The organism is Nostoc sp., from assembly GCF_036917195.1.
GTDB lineage: Bacteria > Cyanobacteriota > Cyanobacteriia > Cyanobacteriales > Nostocaceae > Nostoc.
Map to the genome: position 1 here is coordinate 35351 of NZ_JBALDG010000051.1, position 21073 is coordinate 56423.

Annotated in this window: 22 protein-coding genes; 11 read left to right on the forward strand and 11 right to left on the reverse strand. The window is 42.0% G+C overall.

Annotation, left to right across the window (positions count from 1 at the left end; translation table 11 throughout):
* Positions 1-18: 18 nt before the first annotated feature.
* From V7K40_RS16070 to V7K40_RS16090, 5 genes are all read left to right on the forward strand, one after another.
* On the forward strand, positions 19-1593 hold the full coding sequence (locus V7K40_RS16070) for a type II CAAX endopeptidase family protein (protein WP_334961254.1): 1575 nt from the start codon (positions 19-21) through the stop codon (positions 1591-1593).
* A gap of 625 nt (positions 1594-2218) precedes the next feature.
* Positions 2219-2494 carry an NINE protein gene (locus tag V7K40_RS16075; RefSeq protein WP_273768245.1) on the forward strand — a complete coding sequence of 92 codons (276 nt, stop codon included), beginning with the start codon at positions 2219-2221 and terminating at the stop codon, positions 2492-2494.
* Positions 2495-3141: 647 nt separating this feature from the next.
* Positions 3142-3321, forward strand: a complete 180-nt coding sequence (locus tag V7K40_RS16080; RefSeq protein ID WP_334961257.1) for a hypothetical protein — start codon at positions 3142-3144, stop codon at positions 3319-3321.
* A 135-nt stretch (positions 3322-3456) separates the two neighbouring features.
* Positions 3457-5913: a heavy metal translocating P-type ATPase gene (locus V7K40_RS16085; protein ID WP_334961259.1), complete on the forward strand. Its 2457-nt coding sequence runs from the start codon at positions 3457-3459 to the stop codon at positions 5911-5913.
* Positions 5914-6139: 226 nt separating this feature from the next.
* Entirely contained in the window at positions 6140-6637 is a 498-nt protein-coding gene (locus tag V7K40_RS16090) for an FHA domain-containing protein (protein ID WP_334961420.1), read from the forward strand.
* A 318-nt stretch (positions 6638-6955) separates the two neighbouring features.
* On the opposite strand, the gene V7K40_RS16095 is transcribed toward V7K40_RS16090, so the two are convergent.
* On the reverse strand, positions 6956-7303 hold the full coding sequence (locus V7K40_RS16095) for a hypothetical protein (RefSeq protein ID WP_334961261.1): 348 nt from the start codon (positions 7301-7303) through the stop codon (positions 6956-6958).
* A 202-nt stretch (positions 7304-7505) separates the two neighbouring features.
* On the opposite strand from V7K40_RS16095, the gene V7K40_RS16100 reads away from it, so the two are divergent.
* Positions 7506-8426: a TIGR01777 family oxidoreductase gene (locus V7K40_RS16100; RefSeq protein ID WP_334961262.1), complete on the forward strand. Its 921-nt coding sequence runs from the start codon at positions 7506-7508 to the stop codon at positions 8424-8426.
* A gap of 144 nt (positions 8427-8570) precedes the next feature.
* Here the strand turns inward: V7K40_RS16100 and V7K40_RS16105 are convergent, their stop codons facing one another.
* The 3 genes from V7K40_RS16105 to V7K40_RS16115 all read right to left on the reverse strand — a co-directional run bounded on the left by V7K40_RS16105 (position 8571) and on the right by V7K40_RS16115 (position 9867).
* A complete protein-coding gene (locus tag V7K40_RS16105; protein WP_334961264.1) occupies positions 8571-8816 on the reverse strand; it encodes a hypothetical protein in 246 nt (81 codons plus the stop codon).
* 142 nt (positions 8817-8958) lie between these two features.
* The gene (locus V7K40_RS16110; RefSeq protein ID WP_334961266.1) at positions 8959-9381 is read right to left on the reverse strand and encodes a hypothetical protein; all 423 of its coding nucleotides are present in this window, start codon (positions 9379-9381) and stop codon (positions 8959-8961) included.
* Between the two features lie 129 nt (positions 9382-9510).
* Positions 9511-9867 carry an iron-sulfur cluster assembly accessory protein gene (locus tag V7K40_RS16115; RefSeq protein ID WP_334961268.1) on the reverse strand — a complete coding sequence of 119 codons (357 nt, stop codon included), beginning with the start codon at positions 9865-9867 and terminating at the stop codon, positions 9511-9513.
* A gap of 327 nt (positions 9868-10194) precedes the next feature.
* Here V7K40_RS16115 and V7K40_RS16120 point away from each other — a divergent pair, with 327 nt between their 5' ends.
* The 4 genes from V7K40_RS16120 to V7K40_RS16135 all read left to right on the forward strand — a co-directional run bounded on the left by V7K40_RS16120 (position 10195) and on the right by V7K40_RS16135 (position 16376).
* Positions 10195-11841 (forward strand): hypothetical protein, encoded by a 1647-nt coding sequence (locus tag V7K40_RS16120; RefSeq protein WP_334961270.1) that lies wholly within the window; start codon positions 10195-10197, stop codon positions 11839-11841.
* Between the two features lie 2168 nt (positions 11842-14009).
* Positions 14010-14186, forward strand: a complete 177-nt coding sequence (locus V7K40_RS16125; protein ID WP_334961422.1) for a CopG family transcriptional regulator — start codon at positions 14010-14012, stop codon at positions 14184-14186.
* Between the two features lie 276 nt (positions 14187-14462).
* Positions 14463-15899, forward strand: coding sequence for a 9,9'-di-cis-zeta-carotene desaturase (zds, locus tag V7K40_RS16130; RefSeq protein WP_334961272.1), 1437 nt, complete (start codon positions 14463-14465; stop codon positions 15897-15899).
* A 33-nt stretch (positions 15900-15932) separates the two neighbouring features.
* Positions 15933-16376: an SRPBCC family protein gene (locus V7K40_RS16135; protein WP_334961274.1), complete on the forward strand. Its 444-nt coding sequence runs from the start codon at positions 15933-15935 to the stop codon at positions 16374-16376.
* A gap of 133 nt (positions 16377-16509) precedes the next feature.
* Here V7K40_RS16135 and V7K40_RS16140 read toward each other — a convergent pair whose 3' ends face one another.
* From V7K40_RS16140 to V7K40_RS16165, 6 genes are all read right to left on the reverse strand, one after another.
* A complete protein-coding gene (locus V7K40_RS16140; protein ID WP_334961276.1) occupies positions 16510-16722 on the reverse strand; it encodes a hypothetical protein in 213 nt (70 codons plus the stop codon).
* A 19-nt stretch (positions 16723-16741) separates the two neighbouring features.
* Complete coding sequence (locus V7K40_RS16145) at positions 16742-16969, reverse strand: hypothetical protein (RefSeq protein WP_334961278.1); 228 nt, start codon at positions 16967-16969, stop codon at positions 16742-16744.
* A gap of 194 nt (positions 16970-17163) precedes the next feature.
* Positions 17164-17382, reverse strand: coding sequence for a type II toxin-antitoxin system HicB family antitoxin (locus tag V7K40_RS16150; protein ID WP_334961280.1), 219 nt, complete (start codon positions 17380-17382; stop codon positions 17164-17166).
* 49 nt (positions 17383-17431) lie between these two features.
* A complete protein-coding gene (locus V7K40_RS16155; RefSeq protein ID WP_094346338.1) occupies positions 17432-17668 on the reverse strand; it encodes a 2Fe-2S iron-sulfur cluster-binding protein in 237 nt (78 codons plus the stop codon).
* Positions 17669-17798: 130 nt separating this feature from the next.
* Positions 17799-19277 (reverse strand): cobyric acid synthase CobQ, encoded by a 1479-nt coding sequence (gene cobQ, locus V7K40_RS16160; protein ID WP_334961281.1) that lies wholly within the window; start codon positions 19275-19277, stop codon positions 17799-17801.
* 265 nt (positions 19278-19542) lie between these two features.
* A complete protein-coding gene (locus V7K40_RS16165) occupies positions 19543-19947 on the reverse strand; it encodes an Npun_F0494 family protein (RefSeq protein WP_334961283.1) in 405 nt (134 codons plus the stop codon).
* A gap of 194 nt (positions 19948-20141) precedes the next feature.
* Between V7K40_RS16165 and V7K40_RS16170 the strand changes: the two genes are divergently transcribed.
* The gene (locus V7K40_RS16170) at positions 20142-20579 is read left to right on the forward strand and encodes a peroxiredoxin (protein WP_334961285.1); all 438 of its coding nucleotides are present in this window, start codon (positions 20142-20144) and stop codon (positions 20577-20579) included.
* A gap of 78 nt (positions 20580-20657) precedes the next feature.
* Here V7K40_RS16170 and V7K40_RS16175 read toward each other — a convergent pair whose 3' ends face one another.
* Complete coding sequence (locus tag V7K40_RS16175; RefSeq protein WP_334961287.1) at positions 20658-21056, reverse strand: hypothetical protein; 399 nt, start codon at positions 21054-21056, stop codon at positions 20658-20660.
* Positions 21057-21073: the final 17 nt, after the last annotated feature.

Consider the following 21073-nt stretch of genomic DNA (forward strand, 5'->3'; position numbering starts at 1 on the left):
TTAGTTAAAGGGGGATAAATGACACTCAAGCGGTTGGTTTTAATTTTTGTGCTGACGCCGATAGCAGTTCTGTTGGCAGTTTCGGCTTTATTCGGTAGTTGGCAAGAACCTCAGTTCCAAAGTCGCCTAGAACTATACCAAACCAATATTGCTCTACAAGCCCAAGCTTTGCGAGCAGAAGATAGCAACCATGACAATCTCCAGGCGATTCAGGAAGCGATACTTGGTGAGCAACCCCTGGAAAGCGCCACAAACCAGTATGAGGAGGCGCGTCAATCAGTTCAAGCTAATTTGGACAAAGTTAATAACAAACTTGCACAATTACGCTCTCAACCTGAAATAACTCCCATACCTCCGAAACCTATCCCTGAGGTTCCTCCCACTACTAAAACCTCTAAACAGGGACAGCAACAGTTACAGCAGTCCCTCAAGCAATTACAAAAATTACTGGCTGAATTAGACCTGCGCCTAGGAATTTTACAAGCACAGCAAGGACAGACGGATACAGCCCTTAAGACTTGGAGCAAATTAGAACAACGCTCAAATATCAATCCAGAATTTGGGGAAACCGCCGCTGTATTGAGTGGACTGTGGAGCAATCCTTCCCGTCTACTCCCAAATGCTGAACAACCAATTCAAAAGAATTTAGAAGGTTGGTTTCGCTCTAGTGCTTTGGTTCAGCTATATCAACTCCAGCAACGACAAGACGCTTTATCAGCAGTTAAAGCTGCACAACAAGAATCTGCGGCTCAAGCAGTGGTGAAATTAGCGGTTATTGGCACTATTCCCACCTTGGCAGCTTTAATTGGTCTAATACTGCTGATTTTCTTATTTGCTCAACGCTTGTTGAAAGGAAAAGCCTCGTTACTAGCTCAAAATGCTGATGTCCTTTGGTCAACACCTTGGGATGGTGAAACGGTTTTGCAGGTTTTTGTCATCGGCTTTTTCTTCATGGGGCAAATTTTTGTTCCTTTAGTGCTATCGCTGCTCCCTATCCCGCGTCCCATCACTGATGTGCGACTTCAGGCTTTTTCTGTTTTAATTAGTTACTTACTAGTAGCATCGGGTGCGCTGTTAGTGCTGTATTTTTCTCTCAAGCGCTTTTTTCCACTACCAGAATTTTGGTTTCGCTTCCGTTTTCAAGATAACTGGTTTTTGTGGGGACTGGGAGGCTATTGCGCGGCTTTACCTATAGTTGTAGTGGTATCTTTAATCAATCAACAGCTATGGCAAGGACAGGGTGGTAGTAATCCCCTGTTGCAACTGGCGTTGGAAAGCCGAGATGGTATAGCACTTGGTATATTTTTTTCCACAGCAGCGATCGCAGCTCCATTTTTTGAAGAAATCCTATTTCGCGGCTTTTTGTTACCTTCTCTAACTCGTTACTTACCCGTGTGGGGATCGATTCTGATCAGTAGTTTGTTGTTTGCGATCGCTCATCTCAGCTTGTCGGAAATTCTGCCATTGACAGCATTGGGGATTGTGTTGGGGGTAGTCTACACGCGATCGCGCAACCTCTTTGCTCCTATGCTCCTCCACAGCCTCTGGAATAGTGGTACATTATTAAGTTTATTTATTTTAGGTAGTAATTAATACTATTTTATTACTGTTGTTTAAAACAAAAATATCTGCTTTTATCTCCATAGGCAAGAACAATTTACTAGTTATAATTGGTGCTTATAAGCATAAATACTAGCTGAAAACCTAATTAAGATAATGGCAAAAGCAAATCACAGAATGCTGTTAACATAAACAACAAACTATCTAGTTAAATTTATTATCATCCGGGTGATTTTAGTCAATAACTGGTCTAGTGATTGGTGTGATGGCGTTTCACGCCCACTGGAAGCGATCAAAAAAAAATCCGGAAATAATACTGATGGACTTGTAAAAAGTGGTGTAGCAGTTTTTGCTGATTCTTGAGGTTCATTATTCTCAAGATCAATGTTTTACCTGAAAATCTGCAAAACTGCTGCACCAGGGTTTGTGATCATCAAATCCATCAAAAGTTATTAAGGAGCACCAGATTTTCAGGCTATGCCGCAAGAGGTTTTAGCGTCTCCTCTGGAATAGAAGCACGCTGATTTTGGTTATTTGTCTTGAGGCTTACTGATACTAAAAAAATTAAAAATTTATTTATTCAGCAAATACAGTTACTTGCTTTCATTACAATAAAGACTTTATTTTTATACCTCACTTATCAAGGAGCAGCACTCATATGGCAAATATCAACCCCAGTCACCCTACCAAACAACTTCTAGCTGGTTACTGTGGCATTATTCTTGGAGCATTTGGGGTTCATAAATTTATTCTAGGATACGCTCCACAAGGCTTTATCATGTTGGTGATTTCAGTAGTCGGGGGTTCTTTCAGCTACGGTGTTGCCTTTTTAATTATGTTACTTGTAGGTTTAATTGAAGGCATGATCTATTTGAATAAGTCCCCTGAAGAATTTGTAAATACCTACTTTGTGAATAAGCAGGGCTGGTTCTAAAAACTTATATTTCACATTTGGGTTACTCTGTAAAGTTATACATCTTGAGTGCATATTTGAAAAAAATTTGTCATTTCTTACATTTACAATTCTGTCTACCGTAACGCTAAAGTGCTTATTTATATTCTGGATTAGCTAAAATTTGACAATTTATTACTATGAGATATCCATAAATACAAGTAACAATAAATACACTTAAATTATGGATATCATTTATGGTTGAGAAGTGGCATCTGCACTATCTTGTTAAGAGCCTTAGGTATTCATATCATGTCCACCTAATCACTTAGGATATGTCATTGCGAGTGCAACGAAGTAGAACGAACGCGATTGCGTCTTGTAGAGTTGCAATTCACTTGCGGTTCGGAAATTGCTTCTCTACGAGACGCTACCGCGAACACTTCGTACCCTACGGTCAGGCTGCGCCAATGCAATGACAACTAATTAGTGGGACATTACATCATGACCTACTATATTTTCCGTTTGTATAACCTATTACAAACTTGAGAAATGTATCTTTATTTTATTAACTCTCCCTTGGGTAAGCTTCTTTCTTGAATAACTATTAATTAAAGTTATTGTGTATTCTGTACAGACTTATAGGTATAAATAGATACTTTTGCTAAAAAATTCTGAATCCTACTGCTATGTTAACTATCAAACGTAAACAGCTGATCTGGATACTCTTCTTTTTGTTGGGTTTTGGCTATTTCAGCGCCATGTCTAATTTGGAAATTCACAATTTTTGGAAAAGCCTGATTGTCCTCATGCCAATGCAAGTGGTAGCTATTATCTATGTGACTTATCTCCGCTGGAGCCGTCATTGACCCTTAGCGAGATACGATAAATTAATAAATTTAATAGGGTTGACATACAGTCGTAGTTCCATATTTCGCCTACGCTCAAATTAGAGACGCTTTTAGTCAGGCGTTGAATTTCTGTAGCGAATCTAAACACTTGCCATGCAACTTGTCCCGAAAACTAAGCTAGTCCCAGAATTTGACCCAGTCCTAGAGAAAATTATTCTCGATGTTGGGGGCATGAAGTGTGCTGGGTGTGTGAATGCAGTAGAGCGACAGCTAACCCAACATCCAGGAGTCAAGAGTGCCTGTGTGAACCTGGCCACAGAGGTAGCAGTTGTAGAGTCAGAAACTGGTGCGGTAGATGCAGATGCAATAGCACAGCGATTAACAGCCGTTGGATTCCCCACTCAACCCCGAAAAGCTAGGGGCACAGTAGCAGGCGAGATATCTACCTTACCAGACCCAGCAGAACGACAACGCCGAGAAATGCGCTCTTCTGTTAGGCAGTTGGCGATCGCTGCGATATTGCTGTTATTGTCGGGAAGCGGACATTTTGGTAATCTTGGTAGCTCAGTGCTGCCACTGCTAAATAACATCTGGTTTCATTGTGGACTGGCGACAGTGGCGCTATTAATTCCTGGCCGCTCTATTTTAGTAGATGGCTGGCTGGGCTGGCGGCGAAATGCGCCTAACATGAACACCCTGGTGGGATTAGGAACGCTGACAGCCTACATTGCTAGTTTAGTAGCGCTGCTCTTTCCCCAAATGGGTTGGGAGTGCTTCTTTGACGAACCAGTAATGATGCTGGGCTTTATTCTTTTGGGAAGGACATTAGAGCAACAAGCTAGAGGTCGCGCTGCTGCTGCATTTAGGAAATTGCTAGCACTCCAGCCACTCTTAGCGCGATTGATTGCCAACCCAGAGAAAGTCGGAGTGGGATCTTCTAGTGTAGAGATTCCTGCTGAACAGGTGCGTGTTGGTGAATGGTTACAAGTGCTGCCAGGTGATAAAATCCCTGTCGATGGTGAAGTGGTGGTTGGTCAAACAACGGTCGATGAGTCAATGCTGACTGGGGAAGCTGTGCCAGCGATCAAGCAACCGGGAGATACTGTGACCGGAGGGACACTAAACCAGTCAGGAGCGATCGCTATTCAGGCAACCCGGACTGCAAGTGATACAACTCTAGCTCAAATTGTCGCTTTAGTAGAAACCGCCCAAACTCGGAAAGCTCCAGTACAGAAATTAGCAGATACAGTAGCTGGTTATTTTACCTACGGTGTGCTGACAGCATCTGTATTAACATTTGTCTTTTGGTACTTTTTCGGTACTCATATCTGGACTGATGTCAGTATGTCTGGTGGTATGGAAATGATCAGCCACGCTGACCACTCCGTACAGACGCGATTAATCGCGTCTCTACCAACTCCCCACTCCCCCCTATTAATCAGCTTAAAACTAGCGATCGCAGTTATGGTAGTCGCCTGTCCCTGTGCTTTGGGACTTGCCACACCAACAGCCATTCTTGTTGGGACTGCTATGGGCGCAGAACGGGGTCTGTTAATCAAAGGCGGCGATGTTTTGGAAAGAGTACACCAGTTAAACACGGTAGTCTTTGATAAAACTGGCACTCTGACCACGGGTAATCCCATCGTCACAGATTGTCTGTTAATTTCAGAAATGGGCAGTGGGAATCCCTACTCCCTGATCCAAATAGCAGCAGCCGTAGAAAGCGGTACTCACCACCCCCTAGCAAAAGCGATTCAGCAAGAAGCACAGCGGCAACAGTTATCTATTCCAGAGGCTGTAAACTTTCACACAGAACCAGGATTAGGAGTGTCTGCTGTGGTAGAGGGCACAGTTGTACTATTGGGTAACTGGGACTGGTTGAGTTGGCACGGCATTGCGATTAGCGAAACTGCACAACAGGTAGCACAGGATTTGGCAACAGATGGTAAAACAGTCGTTTGCGTAGCAGTTGGGGGAACTTTAGCCGGGTTAATTGCTGTTTCTGATACTCTCAGACCAGATGCCCAATCTACCGTAGACAAGTTGCGTCAGATGGGCTTACGGGTAATGCTGCTCAGTGGCGATCGCAAAGAAGCAGCTAGCGCCATAGCCAAACAACTAGGATTAGCTAGTGCTGATGTAATAGCGGGTGTCCCTCCAGCTAAAAAAGCAGCTGCAATCCAGTCTCTACAACAAGCAGGGACAAAAGCAACTCCTAACTCCTCACTCCTAACTCAGCACTCAGTAGTCGCAATGGTAGGAGATGGAATCAACGATGCTCCAGCTTTATCCCAAGCAGATGTAGGAATTGCTTTACACTCCGGGACAGATGTGGCCATGGAAACTGCTGAAATTGTCCTAATGCGCGATCGCTTAAACGATGTCGTCGAATCTATTGAGCTTAGTCGCGCCACTTTCAACAAAATCCGCCAAAATTTATTCTGGGCTTTTGCATATAATACACTTGGCATTCCTTTAGCAGCTGGTGTTTTGTTCCCTAGTTTGGGTTTTGTCCTTAACCCATCTGGTGCTGCTGCCTTAATGGCTTTTAGCTCTGTTAGTGTCGTCACAAACTCAATATTATTACGGCGATTAGCTCATTACCCGTAGAATACTCTTTTGCACGTAAAATTTCCCAGCACAAATCTAGATTATTCCCATCTCAAGTTAAACTGAGTCGCCCTGTCAGGATTTTACGCAGCCCACAAAGCCTCTTGAGACACTTACCAAAGCTATCATAGCTACTGGAGTAGAACGGCCATGTTCTACTCTTTCAAGGTATTATGCAATTTTAAAGCTTATTTAGATCAGCACCACAGACTTCTGGTGCGCGAAAATCGCAGGATACGATACTAAACAAATCTTGATTAATCACAGTTCCACCGATTTGTCAATGGCAGCAGAAACTAATGAAAACCATCTACTGATTATTGAAGACGATCAAGGTCGCAAAGAATTTTCTCTGGAGCAACCCGTCTACTCTATCGGTAGAGACCGCGAATGTAATATCCGTTTGATGTCGCAGTTTGTCTCCCGCCGCCATGCCACATTAGTGAGATTGCCACGAGAGCATAATAGTCATAGCTACTATTACCGAATTGTAGATGGCGATGCCAAAGGTAAGCCTAGCTCCAACGGTTTGATGATTAATGGACGTAAGATACCAGCCCACGATCTCAAAAATGAAGACGAGATCGTTTTTGGCCCTCAAGTCCGTGCCATTTATTACCTTTTAAAAAACACTCAGCGTTTGGGACAAACCGATTCGAGCGAGTACGACATTACACTAATAAACCCCGGTATGGCCGAGGATTTAGAGGATGTGGGAGATTGAATTCTAAACTACCAATCACAGTCTGACACTCTCACGGCTTCAAGTCGTGGGAATGTCAATCAATTTTGGATAGTGGAATTGACACTTCGGCAACTCTTAGAGACGCTCTTGCGTTCGCTCAGTGCTGACCCCAGCAAGATTAGGTATGGGGCAAGCCGAATTTTAAATTGAGAATTTTGGATTTGTTCCGCCCACGTACTCCTACGGAGAAGCAAGCTACCCGCCCTGTCAGAAGTGCGGGGCGGGGCATGAACCAAAAAATCTTTTATCTAAAATCTTTTATCTAAAATTCGTAGGCAATTCAATCACTCACTAAAGCTATCCTGCAAGACTTTCAATCAAATGCCAATGGCGGCTACTTTCAATAGCCTGCTTGATGAATTCAAACATTTGTCGGCAGTAATTATCTAGTTGGAGTGGTAGTTCTTCATTTTTAATCACAATACTCATCCGGGTTTCTGTTTCAGTAGATTTTGATTTATCAATCAGTACTTCTACTGTGACCAATTTAGGAAAAGGAACATTGCCGGGAACTTCACGAGCGATAATGTAATCGCCCGTGTGGTATTGAATATCCAACTGACAGTCCTGTAGAAGTTCTACGAGTAATGGCTGGAGATGGTCACTAGGAACAGAAACAATAAATGAACAGGTATAGCGAGCCATAATAGCCCCACGCCTTGCAACACTCCGTCCATCCTATAATACCGAAGCATCTAAACAGAAAGTCATTAAAAAGTAAAGTTTTTGAGTTTTAAGATTAGGCATTACCAGATATACAGTCATATCTCTTCTATCGAGAAGGAAAGTACCGTAAGCTGAAAGTTTGATCAAAAACTTTACAATAAAGCTTTGGCTGAGGTAGAAAATGAAAGTCGCAATTACTGGAGCAACAGGATTTGTTGGTAGTCGTTTAGTACAACGACTCCACGCAAAAGGTGATACAATAGTAGTATTAGCTCGGAACACCGCCTTTGCTCAAAAGGTTTTTCCATCCGAGGCTTTCCCCAATCTAGAAATTGTTGCCTATACACCAAATGCATCTGGTTCTTGGCAAAATGTCATTGCTAGTTGTGATGGCGTAGTTAATTTGGCAGGAGAACCTATTGGTGAAGGACGTTGGACACCAGAACGCAAACAAGAAATCCTCAATAGCCGGAAGTTAGTTACACAAAAAATAGTTGAAGCAATAGCCAACGCTAACCCCAAACCAACAGTATTAGTTAACGCTTCGGCTATTGGCTACTACGGCACTAGTGAAAGCGCAACCTTTGATGAAACAAGTCTATCTGGTAACGATTTTCTTGCCCAAGTCTGCCAAGCCTGGGAAACAGAAGCGAGAAAGGTAAAAGATGCTGGTGTACGGTTGGTAATTCTGCGTCTTGGGATTGTGCTGGGCAATGGTGGTGCTTTAGGTAAAATGATTCCGCCTTTCAAACTCTTCGCTGGTGGCCCCATTGGCAGTGGTCGGCAGTGGTTCTCTTGGATTCACGTAGACGATTTAGTTAAACTGATTCTGCAAGCTTTAACTAAACCGGAAATAGAAGGTGTATATAATGCCACTGCCCCTAACCCAGTCCGAATGGCAGATTTAAGCCAAACTTTGGGACGAGTGATGAATCGCCCTTCTTGGTTGCCTGTTCCTGCTTTTGCGATCGAAGCTCTTTTAGGAGACGGGGCTATAGTAGTTTTAGAAGGTCAGCAAGTCATCCCAAAACGTACCGTAGAAACAGGCTTTGAGTACAAATACCCAAATTTGCAATCAGCTTTAACGCAAATTCTTACATAGAGTCAAAAGTCACAGTTTAAAGAGACTGGGTATCAGATATTAGGTACTGGGGACTGGAAAGAAGCAGGGGAGTTAGAAAGCTAACAATGCTCCATGCCCCATGCCCAATCCCCCATGCCCCATACCCCATGCCCAATCCCTGAACTATTGACTAGAGAGAAATCTTCTTGAAACCCAACTGATAATACCGCTGAGAATCGCACCGCCCATAAGGATGCCAATCGCCGGGTTAAACACGGGTTGCCACAGTTTATGCCATAAATCCAAACCCAGGTTGACTCCTACAGTATCACCGATCGCTGCGATCGCTAACCAGACAAAGCCAAATAAAACCAAAAAAACATCTGCGACTAAAACCATGTTTAGCCAATTCAACAATTTATCTTTCATCTATCCTTTTGTCTAATTGCCCCAAATTTTACGACTGCTAACTAAGTGACGGGTAAGTTAGAAGTGAGGATTACCGACTTGAATTTAACTCCTAACTCCTGTAGAGACGCGATTAATCGCGTCTCTCCTAATTCTTAACTTCTCACTCCTCCAACAGCCAATTTTTGACTTTTGTCAAACTCTGCCAATCTGGTTTTCTACTTAAACCGTCTTCAATACTGCTTTTTATTTCATCACGCCATTCTGGGTTGACAAAAATTAGCTGTTGTGCTATATCAATGTGTTCTCGTAAACCTTTTTGACCTGTTTCCAACATTGCTAAGGCGATATTTACTCTAGCTTGTGGGTCTTGTGGATTTAACTTGACTCCCTTCTGTGCGGCTTTGTAAGCCAAATTGGGTTTGTTATCGAGTAGATATAACCACGCTAAACAAATCCAAGCAGAACTAGTTTTAGGAGCGCGATCGCACACTTCTTTAAATACAGGGATTAAAGAATCTACTGCTTCTCCTGCTTTATAGCGCTCTAAACCTGTATCAAACAGGGATTCAACTGTTTGAGTCATAGTAAATTAATCAATAGTCATTAGTTAATAGTCATTAGTCATGGCTTAATAGTCAATAGTTAAAAAACCTCTACTCTTGACTATAGACTTATTAACCGGAGCTTTCGGAGTCTCCGGCTTTGGTCTTAACTAAACCCCAAATGACTTGCCGCAACCACAAGTTTGGTTGGCATTGGGGTTAGTAAATTGGAAGCCACCGCCAATCATGGCATCGCTGTAATCGAGCATTAAACCGTAGAGATATAATAGACTCTTGCGATCGCTGATAATTTTGAAGCCATCATAGTCAAAGACTTCATCCTGAGAGGTGATCTTGCTAGTGTCCTCAAAGTCCATCATGTAAGACATCCCAGAACAGCCACCCTGACGGACTCCTACCCGTAAGCATAAGTCTGTGCCTTGCTTGTCCCGGAGGGATTTTACCTGGTGCAATGCGGCTTGGCTCAACAGAATTCCGCGTTGTTGAGCCTGAATAGCTTGTGTCATCTGCTTTTTTAACTCCTTAATTAATCTAAGCGTTACCCTGTATCGGCTTGTTAATGCCTGTGGGTTGCCCTTGGTGTTTTTGTTTTCATTCTAGCGGCTTAGATGTCGTTAGATGCCAAATTGTAAACACTCCGTCAAAAGCAGCCAAAGATTTCTATTCTAGAATTGAGAGATTCAGTGTATTTATACATTCGGTATTTCTGAAGTTCAAGTTTTGCGGCAGCCTGAGAAGCAACTATCTTTCAGGTGCAGCCATAAAAATTTAATCCGAGGCTAGCTATCTCCCAAAGTTTACTTCCAAATTGCTTCTTTTGATTAACTTATTCTATGACCAGCTTTAATCGCTCTACCAGTCGTCGCTTGAAGAAATTAACTCAAATTCCTTCTGTATGGGAGGGCGATCGCCGTCCGTTGTCATCACCAAACCAGCACTCAGACTCAGAAGAAAAGGGAGAATGCATTCTTTGGGTAGATTACTCCCAAGGTGTGGTTCGAGGAATGGACGTGGTAGCTTCAGATATCGGACCAGAAGCAATAGTTCGTACCTTAATGCGAGCAATGGAGCATCCCCACAGTCCGGCAAGACCTGCCAGACCCCAAAGAATTGTAGTTAAAGACCGCGAGATCCAATTTTACCTGCGGGGGGTGCTGCAAGATTTAGATATTGCCATTGACTACGCACCAGAACTGCCTTTAATTGACGAACTGTTTCGCGGGTTCGCCGACATCCTCGATAGTCAAACCCCTGACTTACCCCCACAGTATGCCCAAATCTTGCGCGAGAAAGCATTTGCAATTTGGCAAGCAGCACCTTGGGAATTTTTGGAAGAACAACAAATTTTATCAATTGAGATTAATAAGTGGGATATTGGTACACTCTACGCCTCAGTCATGGGAATGCTGAGAATGGAGTATGGGATTTTGTTTTATCGCTCAGAAGAATCTTTAAAACAGTTTCGCGCCGCAGTTTTAAAAGATGAAGAATCAACCGATCATCTAGAAGAAGCGTTCCTCAAGCAAGATTGCCTGTTTCTCACCTTTGAGAGTACTGACGAAACTGATGAAGATGAAGACGAAGACGAAGAAGCTGATTTGGCGGATCTGCCATTATCAGAAATTGACCCCACTTTTGGTAATATCCACCCCTTAGAAGGACTACGGTCTGTTTTGTATGAGGAAGAAGCACTTGTAATCTTCGTTGCGATCGAAAGCCTAAGCCGCTTTATTCGCGATCACCGTCGCCAACTTCATGGAGAAACCTTCCCCATCCTCAGCCGTCGCTATCGCATTTCTCTGCCGCAGTCGGAAGAATCAACTAAATCAGTGGCTGTTACAGTCTCTACCATGCCGCAGTTAGCAGCAGAATTAGAGGAAATGGCTGGCTTTGATGTCGAAGAACAGGAGATTGGGAACCAAGGTTCCCCGACTTTCCAATCATTGCAAGATGACTTGATACCGGAAGATTCTTTCCTCAGCTTAGGTGTAGTGTCCTGGGAAATGTTGGAGTACCTGCGAAAGGGGGTCAGCTACCATAAGGCTGGTGAAATCAAACAAGTGGGTGATGGTTTACCGGTGATTTTAATTCAAACTTCTCGGCCCAAGGCTAAAATTGTAATTGAAAGGATTGAAGCAACAGGTGGACTAACAGCAATTTGCTTTAATCCAGGTGCCGACCCCTTCGATGGCGATCGCTACGACCTCGGTTTATTGCAAACTCAAAATGGCGAATTATTCCTATTTGGTGAATTTTTAGATGAAGATCCTATTCATGTAGAAGCCCGGAAAAAATGGAATCAGCGGTGTAAAAATACTTTGGGCTACTGTGGCTTAATCATTGCCAAAGGACTAACAGGAGCTTCCCGTGGCAATCCTCAATTACGAGATATGATGGCTTTGTTTGAAGCGCGATCGCTTTCACCTAAAGATTTAGGTATTGGCACTCTCCAACTCATGCCCCAACTTAAATTTGAATAGTTGCACGAATTGCCGCAATCCTCAATCTCAAATTGTGGCTATGAGAAATTAAGTTGATGTGCATTTCATTTGCATATTGATACTAAGTTGCGGTTTGACGTAGTACGATTTCTTCTCCTTTGCTCCTCTGGTTACTGAGCGCAGTCGTAAAGCCTACGGCATAGGTACGCTTAGGGCGCAGCCTCTCCAAGAGTTGTATGCTCCCCTGCCCCTTTGCCCCTCTGGTACCATCTTTGAATGCAACTCGGTATGAGCAAACTCAGTACTGAGGAGCAAGTGGCATTACTGTGTCGTCAGTAAACTGAATACTTAGTACACGTCACCGCAAAAAGGGGTCAGAAATAAAAACTGTGATGCTACTAGACACGTTTAATTCAAAAAACGAATTCCGTACCTCATTTATGGTGGGCTGTACTTAGTACTGTTGCACCTAGAGGATAGATTTAGTAATCAAAAACCTAACCCCCCAGTCCCTTGTAGGGTTGGGGGAGCCAAACTCCCCTCTTTGCTTGCCTAACGGCAGGCTGACGCCAAGATCGAGGGGTTGGGGGAGAGTTTCTTCCAGGATTACTGAATTGGTGTTTTAGTACATGCTCTGCACGGCAGTGTTTTAACTGGAGCTAACGGAAAGGTCTCCAGCTTTACTCACAACTCAGCACTTTTCATCCTTATTTATCCGCGTACCTCTTAAAGCGCGGCACTTTGCTATCCACATTCATGTATATGTCAACGCCACTATGTGACCAATGATTAAAAGTTAATTTTACTTAAATTTCATGAAGTATCTGTATTCTCATAGTTTTCCAGTAATTTAATTTGAGATTTTCCAGTATAAATCAGTACAAATTACCAGAGAATTATTTACCAAATCCAGTTTAATCAAACCTAGCCGATACACTTCAATATCAAAATCTTTTTTTTAACAAGTTTTTGAGCTTAGGATCTTGTTATGTATCAATATCATTAAGCAAAAGCTCAGGTAAGAGATTTTTCTTTGTAATTTTTTTATAAAGTGTAAAATTTATCTCATTTAGTATCTAAATAAAGTTTATTTAAAGCATAGAAATCATAGCTATAATAAATAGACTACCCAAAAATATTGAAATAGACCATTTTTTTTACAAGGATAATTACTAAAAATTAATGGTAATTTAAAACTTTTTTGGTAGGAGTTTTTTCTTGGTTTTAGATATGAAAAAGCTGTTTAATATGGAATCTTTAGCAGAGTAATCGGAAAAAAATGATTCGTATAACCTGCTGATAGATGAATATTAGGAATGGCAAAAATATTGCTTAATTTAACATAAACTATATAGCTTGATGCAGGAGAAAACACATCTAAAATTTCATCGTTTCTCTACGATGAGTTAGTGTAAAAGTATGAAATAAAACTAAAATATTATTATCAGCAACACTCAAATAACATCATATTTATTTTGAGGTTATTCATCTGTGTAAAATTACAGATAATACTGTTAAATTTTATCACAGAATTTGGCTATTTACACCCAGAAAACTGAGTCTTGTCCCCTTTTTTATGCCTACTATATTGGCACGGAAAAGCAATCAGCTTGATCGAGGGGAGCCAAAATTTATAACCGTTCACGTGGCTTTGAACTTCTTGGTTACATTAATGGGTGCAGATGGGTGTTTATTCTAAAGCGATCGCTTATCTGCCTACTTTTAAGTGATTATTTGCGACCTCTGTAGACCATTAAAACCCGCCTGTAAGCCAGCATTTCAGCATGATCGTGATTCTACAGCTTTATTTTCTGGTGTCATACCAGATGTTCCCTCAAAGCAGGTTTGGCAAACTTGGTTAACACAGAAGGTCAAATGCTTTCGATGAAGAATAATTTTGTAAATCTTGATTGAGTCAAAAGTAGATGTCTCAAATTCATTTATAAAATTTCTTTGTCAGGCTTTACTTATGCTGTTAGTGGGATTATCAGCTTCAAAAGCAGCTATGTGCTGTTTATCTTGTCAAAATAGTAACAAAGAAAGTGTAGTTTTTTGATTTTTTTAGAAAATGATGAATACTTTGACAAAACGAACATTTTTAATATTAATGGTATTACTTGTTTCCGGCGACAAACTCTGATAACCTTATCGGTTCCCTCATTTCTTGGACTCTTCCGAAAATACTAAAAGATACAGCAGATAGCAGCATGATAATGACAAATAAAAAATGGGCCGTAAAACGCATAACAGTCAATCTCGCAACACAGGAAGCCGAAAAACTAGATAAATATTGTCAACAAACAGGTAGACCTGCAACGGATGTGATTCGCGAACTGATTAGAAGTTTGCCGATCTCCGACGATAGCAAAGATGTAAACAGGTAAGAAGATGCTTTTACGACTTACCAGATAACTGCTTTACCACAAAAAAAATAGCTATGATACTTTTTTGAGTTTGCCATGATGGACAACGTTTGTCTAGCCGATACAGACGCGATTTTTCTCGCGTCTGGTCATTTACGGGGATTAAACAGGAGTGATCAAAGAGGTTTTAGTATCGATGTTGCCATGCCTTGATATACTGGTGGAGTTGATATTAAGTAGCAAATTCCGACACCAACCCAGTTACAATCTGTAAAGAAACTGAAAAGGAACGACGGAATGCGCGTTGCAATCGTAGGTGCGGGACTGGCTGGGCTAGCAACCGCAGTATATCTAGCGGATGCTGGTTGTAAAGTAGAGATTTTTGAGTCTCGTCCGTTTGTGGGTGGTAAAGTTGGCAGTTGGGTTGATGGAGAAGGCAACCATCTAGAAATGGGGTTGCATGTATTTTTCGGCTGCTACTACCAACTATTTGACTTGATGAAGAAAGTGGGGGTGTTAGAAAACTTACGCCTCAAGGAACATACCCACACTTTTATTAACAAAGGGGGGCGCACTGGTGCTTTGGATTTTCGTTTCCTTACAGGTGCGCCTTTCAATGGCTTAAAGGCATTTTTCACTACTTCTCAGCTATCGTTGCAGGATAAATTGCAAAATGCGATCGCTTTGGGTACTAGTCCGATAGTTCGCGGATTGGTAGACTTTAACGGGGCGATGAAAACCATCCGCAAATTAGATAAAATCAGCTTTGCCGACTGGTTCCGTAGTCACGGTGGGAGTAATGGCAGTATCAAACGCATGTGGAACCCCATCGCTTATGCATTGGGATTTATTGATTGCGAAAATATGTCTGCCCGTTGTATGTTAACGATATTCCAGTTATTTGCAGCCAGAACTGAAGCCTCAGTTTTGCGAATGCTGGAAGGTTCTCCTCATGAGTATTTGCACAAGCCCATTCTGGAATATCTGGAAGTTAGAGGCACCAAAGTTTACACACGTCGGCAAGTGCGGGAAATTCAGTTTACATCAGACGAACAAACCCGCGTCACTGGTATAGTAGTTGCCCAAGGTGATACAGTAGAAACTATCACTGCTGATGCTTACGTTTTTGCCTGTGATGTTCCAGGAATTCAACGCATCCTACCCCACGAGTGGCGTAAGTGGTCAGAATTTGACAATATTTACAAACTGGATGCAGTACCAGTAGCTACAGTGCAGTTACGCTTCGATGGTTGGGTGACGGAACTGAACGATGGAGAGCAACGTAAACAGCTAAATCATGCGGCTGGAATCGATAATTTACTGTACACAGCCGATGCTGATTTTTCTTGTTTTGCTGATTTGGCGTTGACTAGCCCTGCTGATTATTATCGCCCAGGACAGGGGTCATTGTTACAGCTAGTGCTGACACCGGGAGATCCGTTTATTGCACAAAGTAATCAAGCGATCGCGCAACATGTCCTCAAGCAAGTGCATGAACTGTTTCCCTCGTCGCGGGAGCTAAATATGACTTGGTACAGTGTGGTAAAACTTGCTCAGTCTCTCTACCGAGAAGCGCCAGGGATGGACGCGTACCGTCCTAACCAAAAAACACCAGTAGATAATTTCTTCCTTGCAGGGAGTTATACTCAGCAAGATTACATCGACAGCATGGAAGGAGCAACTATTTCTGGACGGCGGGCGGCAAAAGTGATTTTGGAAAGTTTGAAGAAATAACTAACCGCAAAGAACGCAAAGGAAGAAGACAAAATGTCAGATTGGTTAGAGCATACTGTACAGGTAGAAGTAGAAGTTCCTATAGATTTAGTATGGAACCTCTGGTCTGATTTAGAGCAAATGCCCCGGTGGATGAAGTGGATTGATTCGGTAAAAATTCCGCCAGATAATCCAGATATATCTCTTTGGAAATTAAAGACGGGCAGTTTAGAATTTACTTGGAAATCCCGAATTCTCAAAGTTATTCCTAACCAAATTATCCAATGGGAATCGATTGATGGTTTGCCGAATCAGGGAGCGATTCGCTTCTATGATCGCCAGAATAGTAGTATTGTCAAAATGACCATTTCCTACGCCATCCCCGGCCTTATTGGCAAAATTATGGATAACTTGTTTTTGGGACGGATAGTTGAATCGACAATTCAAGCTGATTTGGAAAGGTTTAAAGCATACGCGCTGAATGTTAAAGCTAATTGATTATAGATAGCAAAAACAGGCAGTAGGAAACAAACTGTAAAAGTTTCTTACTAGCCTGAACAATTGTTGGCGCCAATTGAGTAACATTAACCGTTAAATGCCTGTGTTAAAGCATTTTAAAAACAGTTTCTACTTATTTTAGACTTTGTAAAAAATCCAAGGCTTCTGCAAAGGCAGTAGGATCTTTATCTTTATAAATTTTAACTACCTTGGGAATACCATTATCATCCTCATAAGCAAGAGAAATGATATTCTGATTTAAATTTGTGTCGATGAAACCGCTAAATTTATCCTTATTAATCTTGATCTTGTCGTTGCCGTTTTGGACTGTTATGTATTTTGACATAAGATTTATTCCTGGTGACCTACTTTAATTGGCTCAAATATTCATACAATTCTCCACTTGTAAAATACTGTTCTGACTCATTTGCAGTCTTGTTAACATACCAAGCTTTAGGTGGAACTGGTTTAATAGATTCTGTTTTGAAATCATAAGTTTCATAATTTGGAGCCTCTCCACAAGAATATACCAACTTATCACCAACAGCAGGTGCACATAATTCAAGAAGTTTTTCGCGTGCTAATTCACTCATACTCATACGCTTTTACCAATGCGACTATTATCAAATGCAAACGCCCAATTTTATAGTTAAGGCACACATTGACAAGTTAATATACAAACTATTTAAGTGAAAAGAATCAGTAATAATACATAAAAATACTATTTAGACAAAAAAGCTGTGATCGCGCAAATTGTGCAATATTAGTTCCTATCTAATAAATTGCGTTAACGCACTCTACTTTCTGTTGGTTCTGGAAGTGGATCACCTACAGCTTCGTAAGCAATAATTAGAGACTCTAAAGCTTCAATTCCATTTGCCACAGCCAACTCGTAAGTATCCCTATGAGTTCGCCAGCGTTGTCCTGGAAAATCAGGGAATCCTACTAAGAAGCAATCATCTTCCTCAGACCACTGAATTACCATTTGGTATTTAAGCTTACTCATCTTGTTTCTTCTCCTCTACTTCTTTATCTGAACTTAGAGGGTTAAAAAACTACCAAGTTGGGTCGCTAAACAAATTAATCGTCAATTCCTCGCGTGCTGGTACTGCGGTGATACAAGCGCGGATGATCTCTCCATCCTCTAATTCGACGGTGCAAGCGTGACAAGACCCCATGAGACAACCGGTGGGAATAAATACCCCAGCCCGATCTGCTACATCTAAGAGGGCTTCTCCCACTTCAGCATCTACTGTGACATCATCTGGTAAAAAGCGGACACGAACAATCATCAATGTTACGCATTTTATTTAGTATTGACTCGTAAGGGTTGTTCTTTGTCATTGGTCATTAATTTTTTGTAAAGACAAATGACAAATAATAAGCTTAACGAAAAAATGTGCAATTTTTATGCACTTTAGCTTAAGACAAAAATGGAATTAAGTCTAAATGGCTTTCAACTTCAATGGCTAAGGAATCTAAAATCTGCTCTCTCTGTTCCCGGTAGTTAGCAACACCGGTGGGCAAAGATTTTAAACCGCGCTGTTGACGAAGGCGATTTAACCAAGCCCGTCGCCAAGGGCCATTGTCAAAAAGCCCGTGGAGGTAACTTCCCCACACGGATTGACAACTATCCACTAACCCTAAATTAATATCGTCAAATAGGGCATGGTAGGATTGAGGGTCTATTCCTTGCTGTTCGATGCGCGATCGCCCTTGGTGGATTTCAAAGCCATTGACTGGCAAGCCCTGTTGCGGATAATTCGAGCTAACTTGGCGCTGGCGGGCGATTTTTTGTCCTGTAATTACAGTTCTGATTGGTAAAAGATTTAACCCCTGGTATCTCCCAGCTTGTCCCTCTATCCCTTCTGGATCAGCGATGATTTGACCGAGCATTTGATAGCCGCCACAGATACCTAAAACCGTTCCCCCAGAGGCGGCATAGTGTTGAATAGCCTCTGCCATACCGCTTTTTTGCAGCAGTAGCAAATCAGCAATTGTGGTCTTTGTACCTGGGAGAATCACGGCATCTGGATGTCCTAAATCTTGCTTAGGACTGAGGTATTTTACTGAAACTGTGCTTTCTGATTCCAGAGGGTCAAAGTCGGTGAAGTTAGCAATTCTTGGTAAGCGGATGACGGCAATGTTGAGGTCAGCTTGGGCTTTATGCGATTCACGTTCTAGCAAATCAAGAGAGTCTTCTGCTGAAAACACTTCTTGTAAGTAGGGTATAACACCGATAACAGGGATACCTGTACGTTCTTCTAACCATTTTATCCCCGGATCTAGAAGCGATCGCTGTCCTCGAAACTTGTTAATTACTACACCCTTAATTAAGGCGCGTTCATCCGGTTCCAATAACTCTAGGGTTCCTACTACATGGGCAAAAGCACCACCCCGATCAATATCAACTACTAACATGGTTGGCGCATTCAAATATTTTGCTACCCGCATATTAGTTAAGTCTCGGTGCTTAAGGTTAATCTCTGCTGGGCTACCGGCACCTTCACAAACCACTAAGTCAAATTCTGTTCCTAAATGCTGTAGCGATTCTTCAATTGTCCGCCACCCCAGGTCAAAATATTGCTCGTAGTAATCTGAGGCACTCACTTTACCCACAGACCTACCTTTGATAATTACTTGGGAAGTCATATCCCCTTGAGGTTTGAGTAAAATTGGGTTCATTTCTACCCAAGGCACAACTCCCGCTGCCCAAGCTTGTACTGCTTGGGCATAACCAATTTCTCCGCCATTAGCAGTGACATAAGCATTTAAAGCCATATTTTGACCTTTAAACGGAGCCACCCGCCAGCCACGCCGCGACAGAATGCGACAAATAGCTGTAGTTAAAAGTGATTTCCCTGCATGGGATGTTGTCCCCACTACCATAATTGATTTCATAATTGCTATCACTTAGTTTATAAAAATACAGGGTTAAATTTTAGGAGGGAAGAAGACACAAGGAAACGCGGACACGGAGAGAGAATTTAATAATTTCTTGGCGTCAGAGCGTCTCTTCCTCTCCCTGTCTCGCTTTTTTACTCCCTACCAGCCCGATCACAAATTTCAATTAGATGATTATGGTAAAGACTTCATGAATCGGTGTGATGTTTCCGTATATATTGTTCCCTTTGATTCCCTAATCCTAACTCTTTAGTTTTTTATTCTAAAAGGGTATCCGTAACCAACGAATCACAGCATCGGATAAACGATCGCCCCATGAAGGAGTCCGCCAATTTTTTCCCTGATATTGTTCTACTAACTGCCGTCCCAAGGGAGTGAGGCGAAAACTATCTGTAATCCCCTGACCATCAACTTCTCGCCGCAATACACCCACTTGGATCAGCCAGCCCAAGGCGCTGTCACATGCTAATTCTGACAAAGGGCGCTTAGTATAACCCTGCTTGAGTCCATTTTCTAGAGCGATCGCAGTTATTGACACGCTCTGGTGTCCCATCACTTCAAATAAAGATAGATTAAAGGGTGAACACACTAGCGATCGTTCGGCTCTTTCTACTGTGCTTCGAGGATAGACAAAAATATTTGGGTTTTGGGAATCAACAGCAGGCATTGTGTATGGGGAGAAATTTTTCTTCTAAGAAAGATTAATTTCAGAATATATTTTTTCTTGTATCAGCTACCTGATTTAACCAAAATCAGTTACCTCAAGTATAGTTATGCTATTTTTCAGTAATTATATTTAATCATTATAAATTAATGTAAAATTTCAAGTGCATCAACAATCTGAAACAGGAAAGGTTAATTATGCCTCTAGCAGTTGGTACGGATGCACCTGCATTTACCGCCACAGATACAAACGGCAACACAGTTTCGTTAGCTGATTTTGCCGGCAAGACGGTCGTTTTGTATTTTTACCCCAAAGATGACACGCCCGGCTGCACCAAACAAGCCTGTAGTTTTCGGGATGCCCAGTCTCAATATCAAGGTAAAGATGTTGTAATCTTGGGAGTCAGTGCTGATGATGAAGTCTCCCATCAGGCATTCACCCAAAAATATAATTTGAATTTTCCCCTACTGGCTGACACCGACAAATCCCTTATCAAAGCTTTTGATGTGGATGGCGGCGGTTATGCCAAGCGCGTCACTTACGTAATTGACCCCAGCGGTAAAATTACCCATGTTGACGCTAATGTAAATACCACCAACCATGCTAGCGATATTTTAGCTGCACTTGGGCTGTAGTTTTTTTACCTGATAACTAAGGATTTTTTAAATAGTCTCAGCCCCAAGCTTTAAAAGCTTGGGGTTCTTTGTTTGAATTCAGTTACCTGATGGTGGTGTAACTGATCGTGGTGTAATCACTGGTTGTGTAACCGCTGGCAAACCGGGGGTTGCTTGTTGTTGTTGACCTCGAATTAGTCTTTGTTGCCTTGCTTTAAAGGTTGCTGCGGCTGAGTTGAGTTGCTCGTTCTGTTGATCAGAATTCCAGTTGAGAGTCCCGAAATTTGCCCGATGAATCAGGTCAAACATGTTGAAATTGTCTGAGTTTGAACGGGAGAACGGATCAGTATTTTGGTCTGTTGTAGTAGTACTGGGAAAAGCATCAGTTGGGCTGCTGATTTGAGCCGAACTTGGTTGAGCTATCAGCAAGGAAGCAAAGCTAATTCCTGCCACAGTAGCCACAAAGAGTCTAGGAATTTGTAAAAATGGTTTTTTCATGGGATTTTGACCCTAAA

Excerpts from the sequence above, each read along its gene's own strand:
- V7K40_RS16070 (WP_334961254.1), top strand. The coding sequence starts at position 19 with ATGACACTCAAGCGGTTGGTTTTAATTTTTGTGCTGACGCCGATAGCA.
- V7K40_RS16075 (WP_273768245.1), top strand. The coding sequence starts at position 2,219 with ATGGCAAATATCAACCCCAGTCACCCTACCAAACAACTTCTAGCTGGT.
- V7K40_RS16080 (WP_334961257.1), top strand. The coding sequence starts at position 3,142 with ATGTTAACTATCAAACGTAAACAGCTGATCTGGATACTCTTCTTTTTG.
- V7K40_RS16085 (WP_334961259.1), top strand. The coding sequence starts at position 3,457 with ATGCAACTTGTCCCGAAAACTAAGCTAGTCCCAGAATTTGACCCAGTC.
- V7K40_RS16095 (WP_334961261.1), bottom strand. The coding sequence starts at position 7,303 with ATGGCTCGCTATACCTGTTCATTTATTGTTTCTGTTCCTAGTGACCAT.
- V7K40_RS16100 (WP_334961262.1), top strand. The coding sequence starts at position 7,506 with ATGAAAGTCGCAATTACTGGAGCAACAGGATTTGTTGGTAGTCGTTTA.
- V7K40_RS16105 (WP_334961264.1), bottom strand. The coding sequence starts at position 8,816 with ATGAAAGATAAATTGTTGAATTGGCTAAACATGGTTTTAGTCGCAGAT.
- V7K40_RS16110 (WP_334961266.1), bottom strand. The coding sequence starts at position 9,381 with ATGACTCAAACAGTTGAATCCCTGTTTGATACAGGTTTAGAGCGCTAT.
- V7K40_RS16115 (WP_334961268.1), bottom strand. The coding sequence starts at position 9,867 with ATGACACAAGCTATTCAGGCTCAACAACGCGGAATTCTGTTGAGCCAA.
- V7K40_RS16120 (WP_334961270.1), top strand. The coding sequence starts at position 10,195 with ATGACCAGCTTTAATCGCTCTACCAGTCGTCGCTTGAAGAAATTAACT.
- V7K40_RS16125 (WP_334961422.1), top strand. The coding sequence starts at position 14,010 with ATGATAATGACAAATAAAAAATGGGCCGTAAAACGCATAACAGTCAAT.
- zds (WP_334961272.1), top strand. The coding sequence starts at position 14,463 with ATGCGCGTTGCAATCGTAGGTGCGGGACTGGCTGGGCTAGCAACCGCA.
- V7K40_RS16135 (WP_334961274.1), top strand. The coding sequence starts at position 15,933 with ATGTCAGATTGGTTAGAGCATACTGTACAGGTAGAAGTAGAAGTTCCT.
- V7K40_RS16140 (WP_334961276.1), bottom strand. The coding sequence starts at position 16,722 with ATGTCAAAATACATAACAGTCCAAAACGGCAACGACAAGATCAAGATT.
- V7K40_RS16145 (WP_334961278.1), bottom strand. The coding sequence starts at position 16,969 with ATGAGTGAATTAGCACGCGAAAAACTTCTTGAATTATGTGCACCTGCT.
- V7K40_RS16150 (WP_334961280.1), bottom strand. The coding sequence starts at position 17,382 with ATGAGTAAGCTTAAATACCAAATGGTAATTCAGTGGTCTGAGGAAGAT.
- V7K40_RS16155 (WP_094346338.1), bottom strand. The coding sequence starts at position 17,668 with ATGATTGTTCGTGTCCGCTTTTTACCAGATGATGTCACAGTAGATGCT.
- cobQ (WP_334961281.1), bottom strand. The coding sequence starts at position 19,277 with ATGAAATCAATTATGGTAGTGGGGACAACATCCCATGCAGGGAAATCA.
- V7K40_RS16165 (WP_334961283.1), bottom strand. The coding sequence starts at position 19,947 with ATGCCTGCTGTTGATTCCCAAAACCCAAATATTTTTGTCTATCCTCGA.
- V7K40_RS16170 (WP_334961285.1), top strand. The coding sequence starts at position 20,142 with ATGCCTCTAGCAGTTGGTACGGATGCACCTGCATTTACCGCCACAGAT.
- V7K40_RS16175 (WP_334961287.1), bottom strand. The coding sequence starts at position 21,056 with ATGAAAAAACCATTTTTACAAATTCCTAGACTCTTTGTGGCTACTGTG.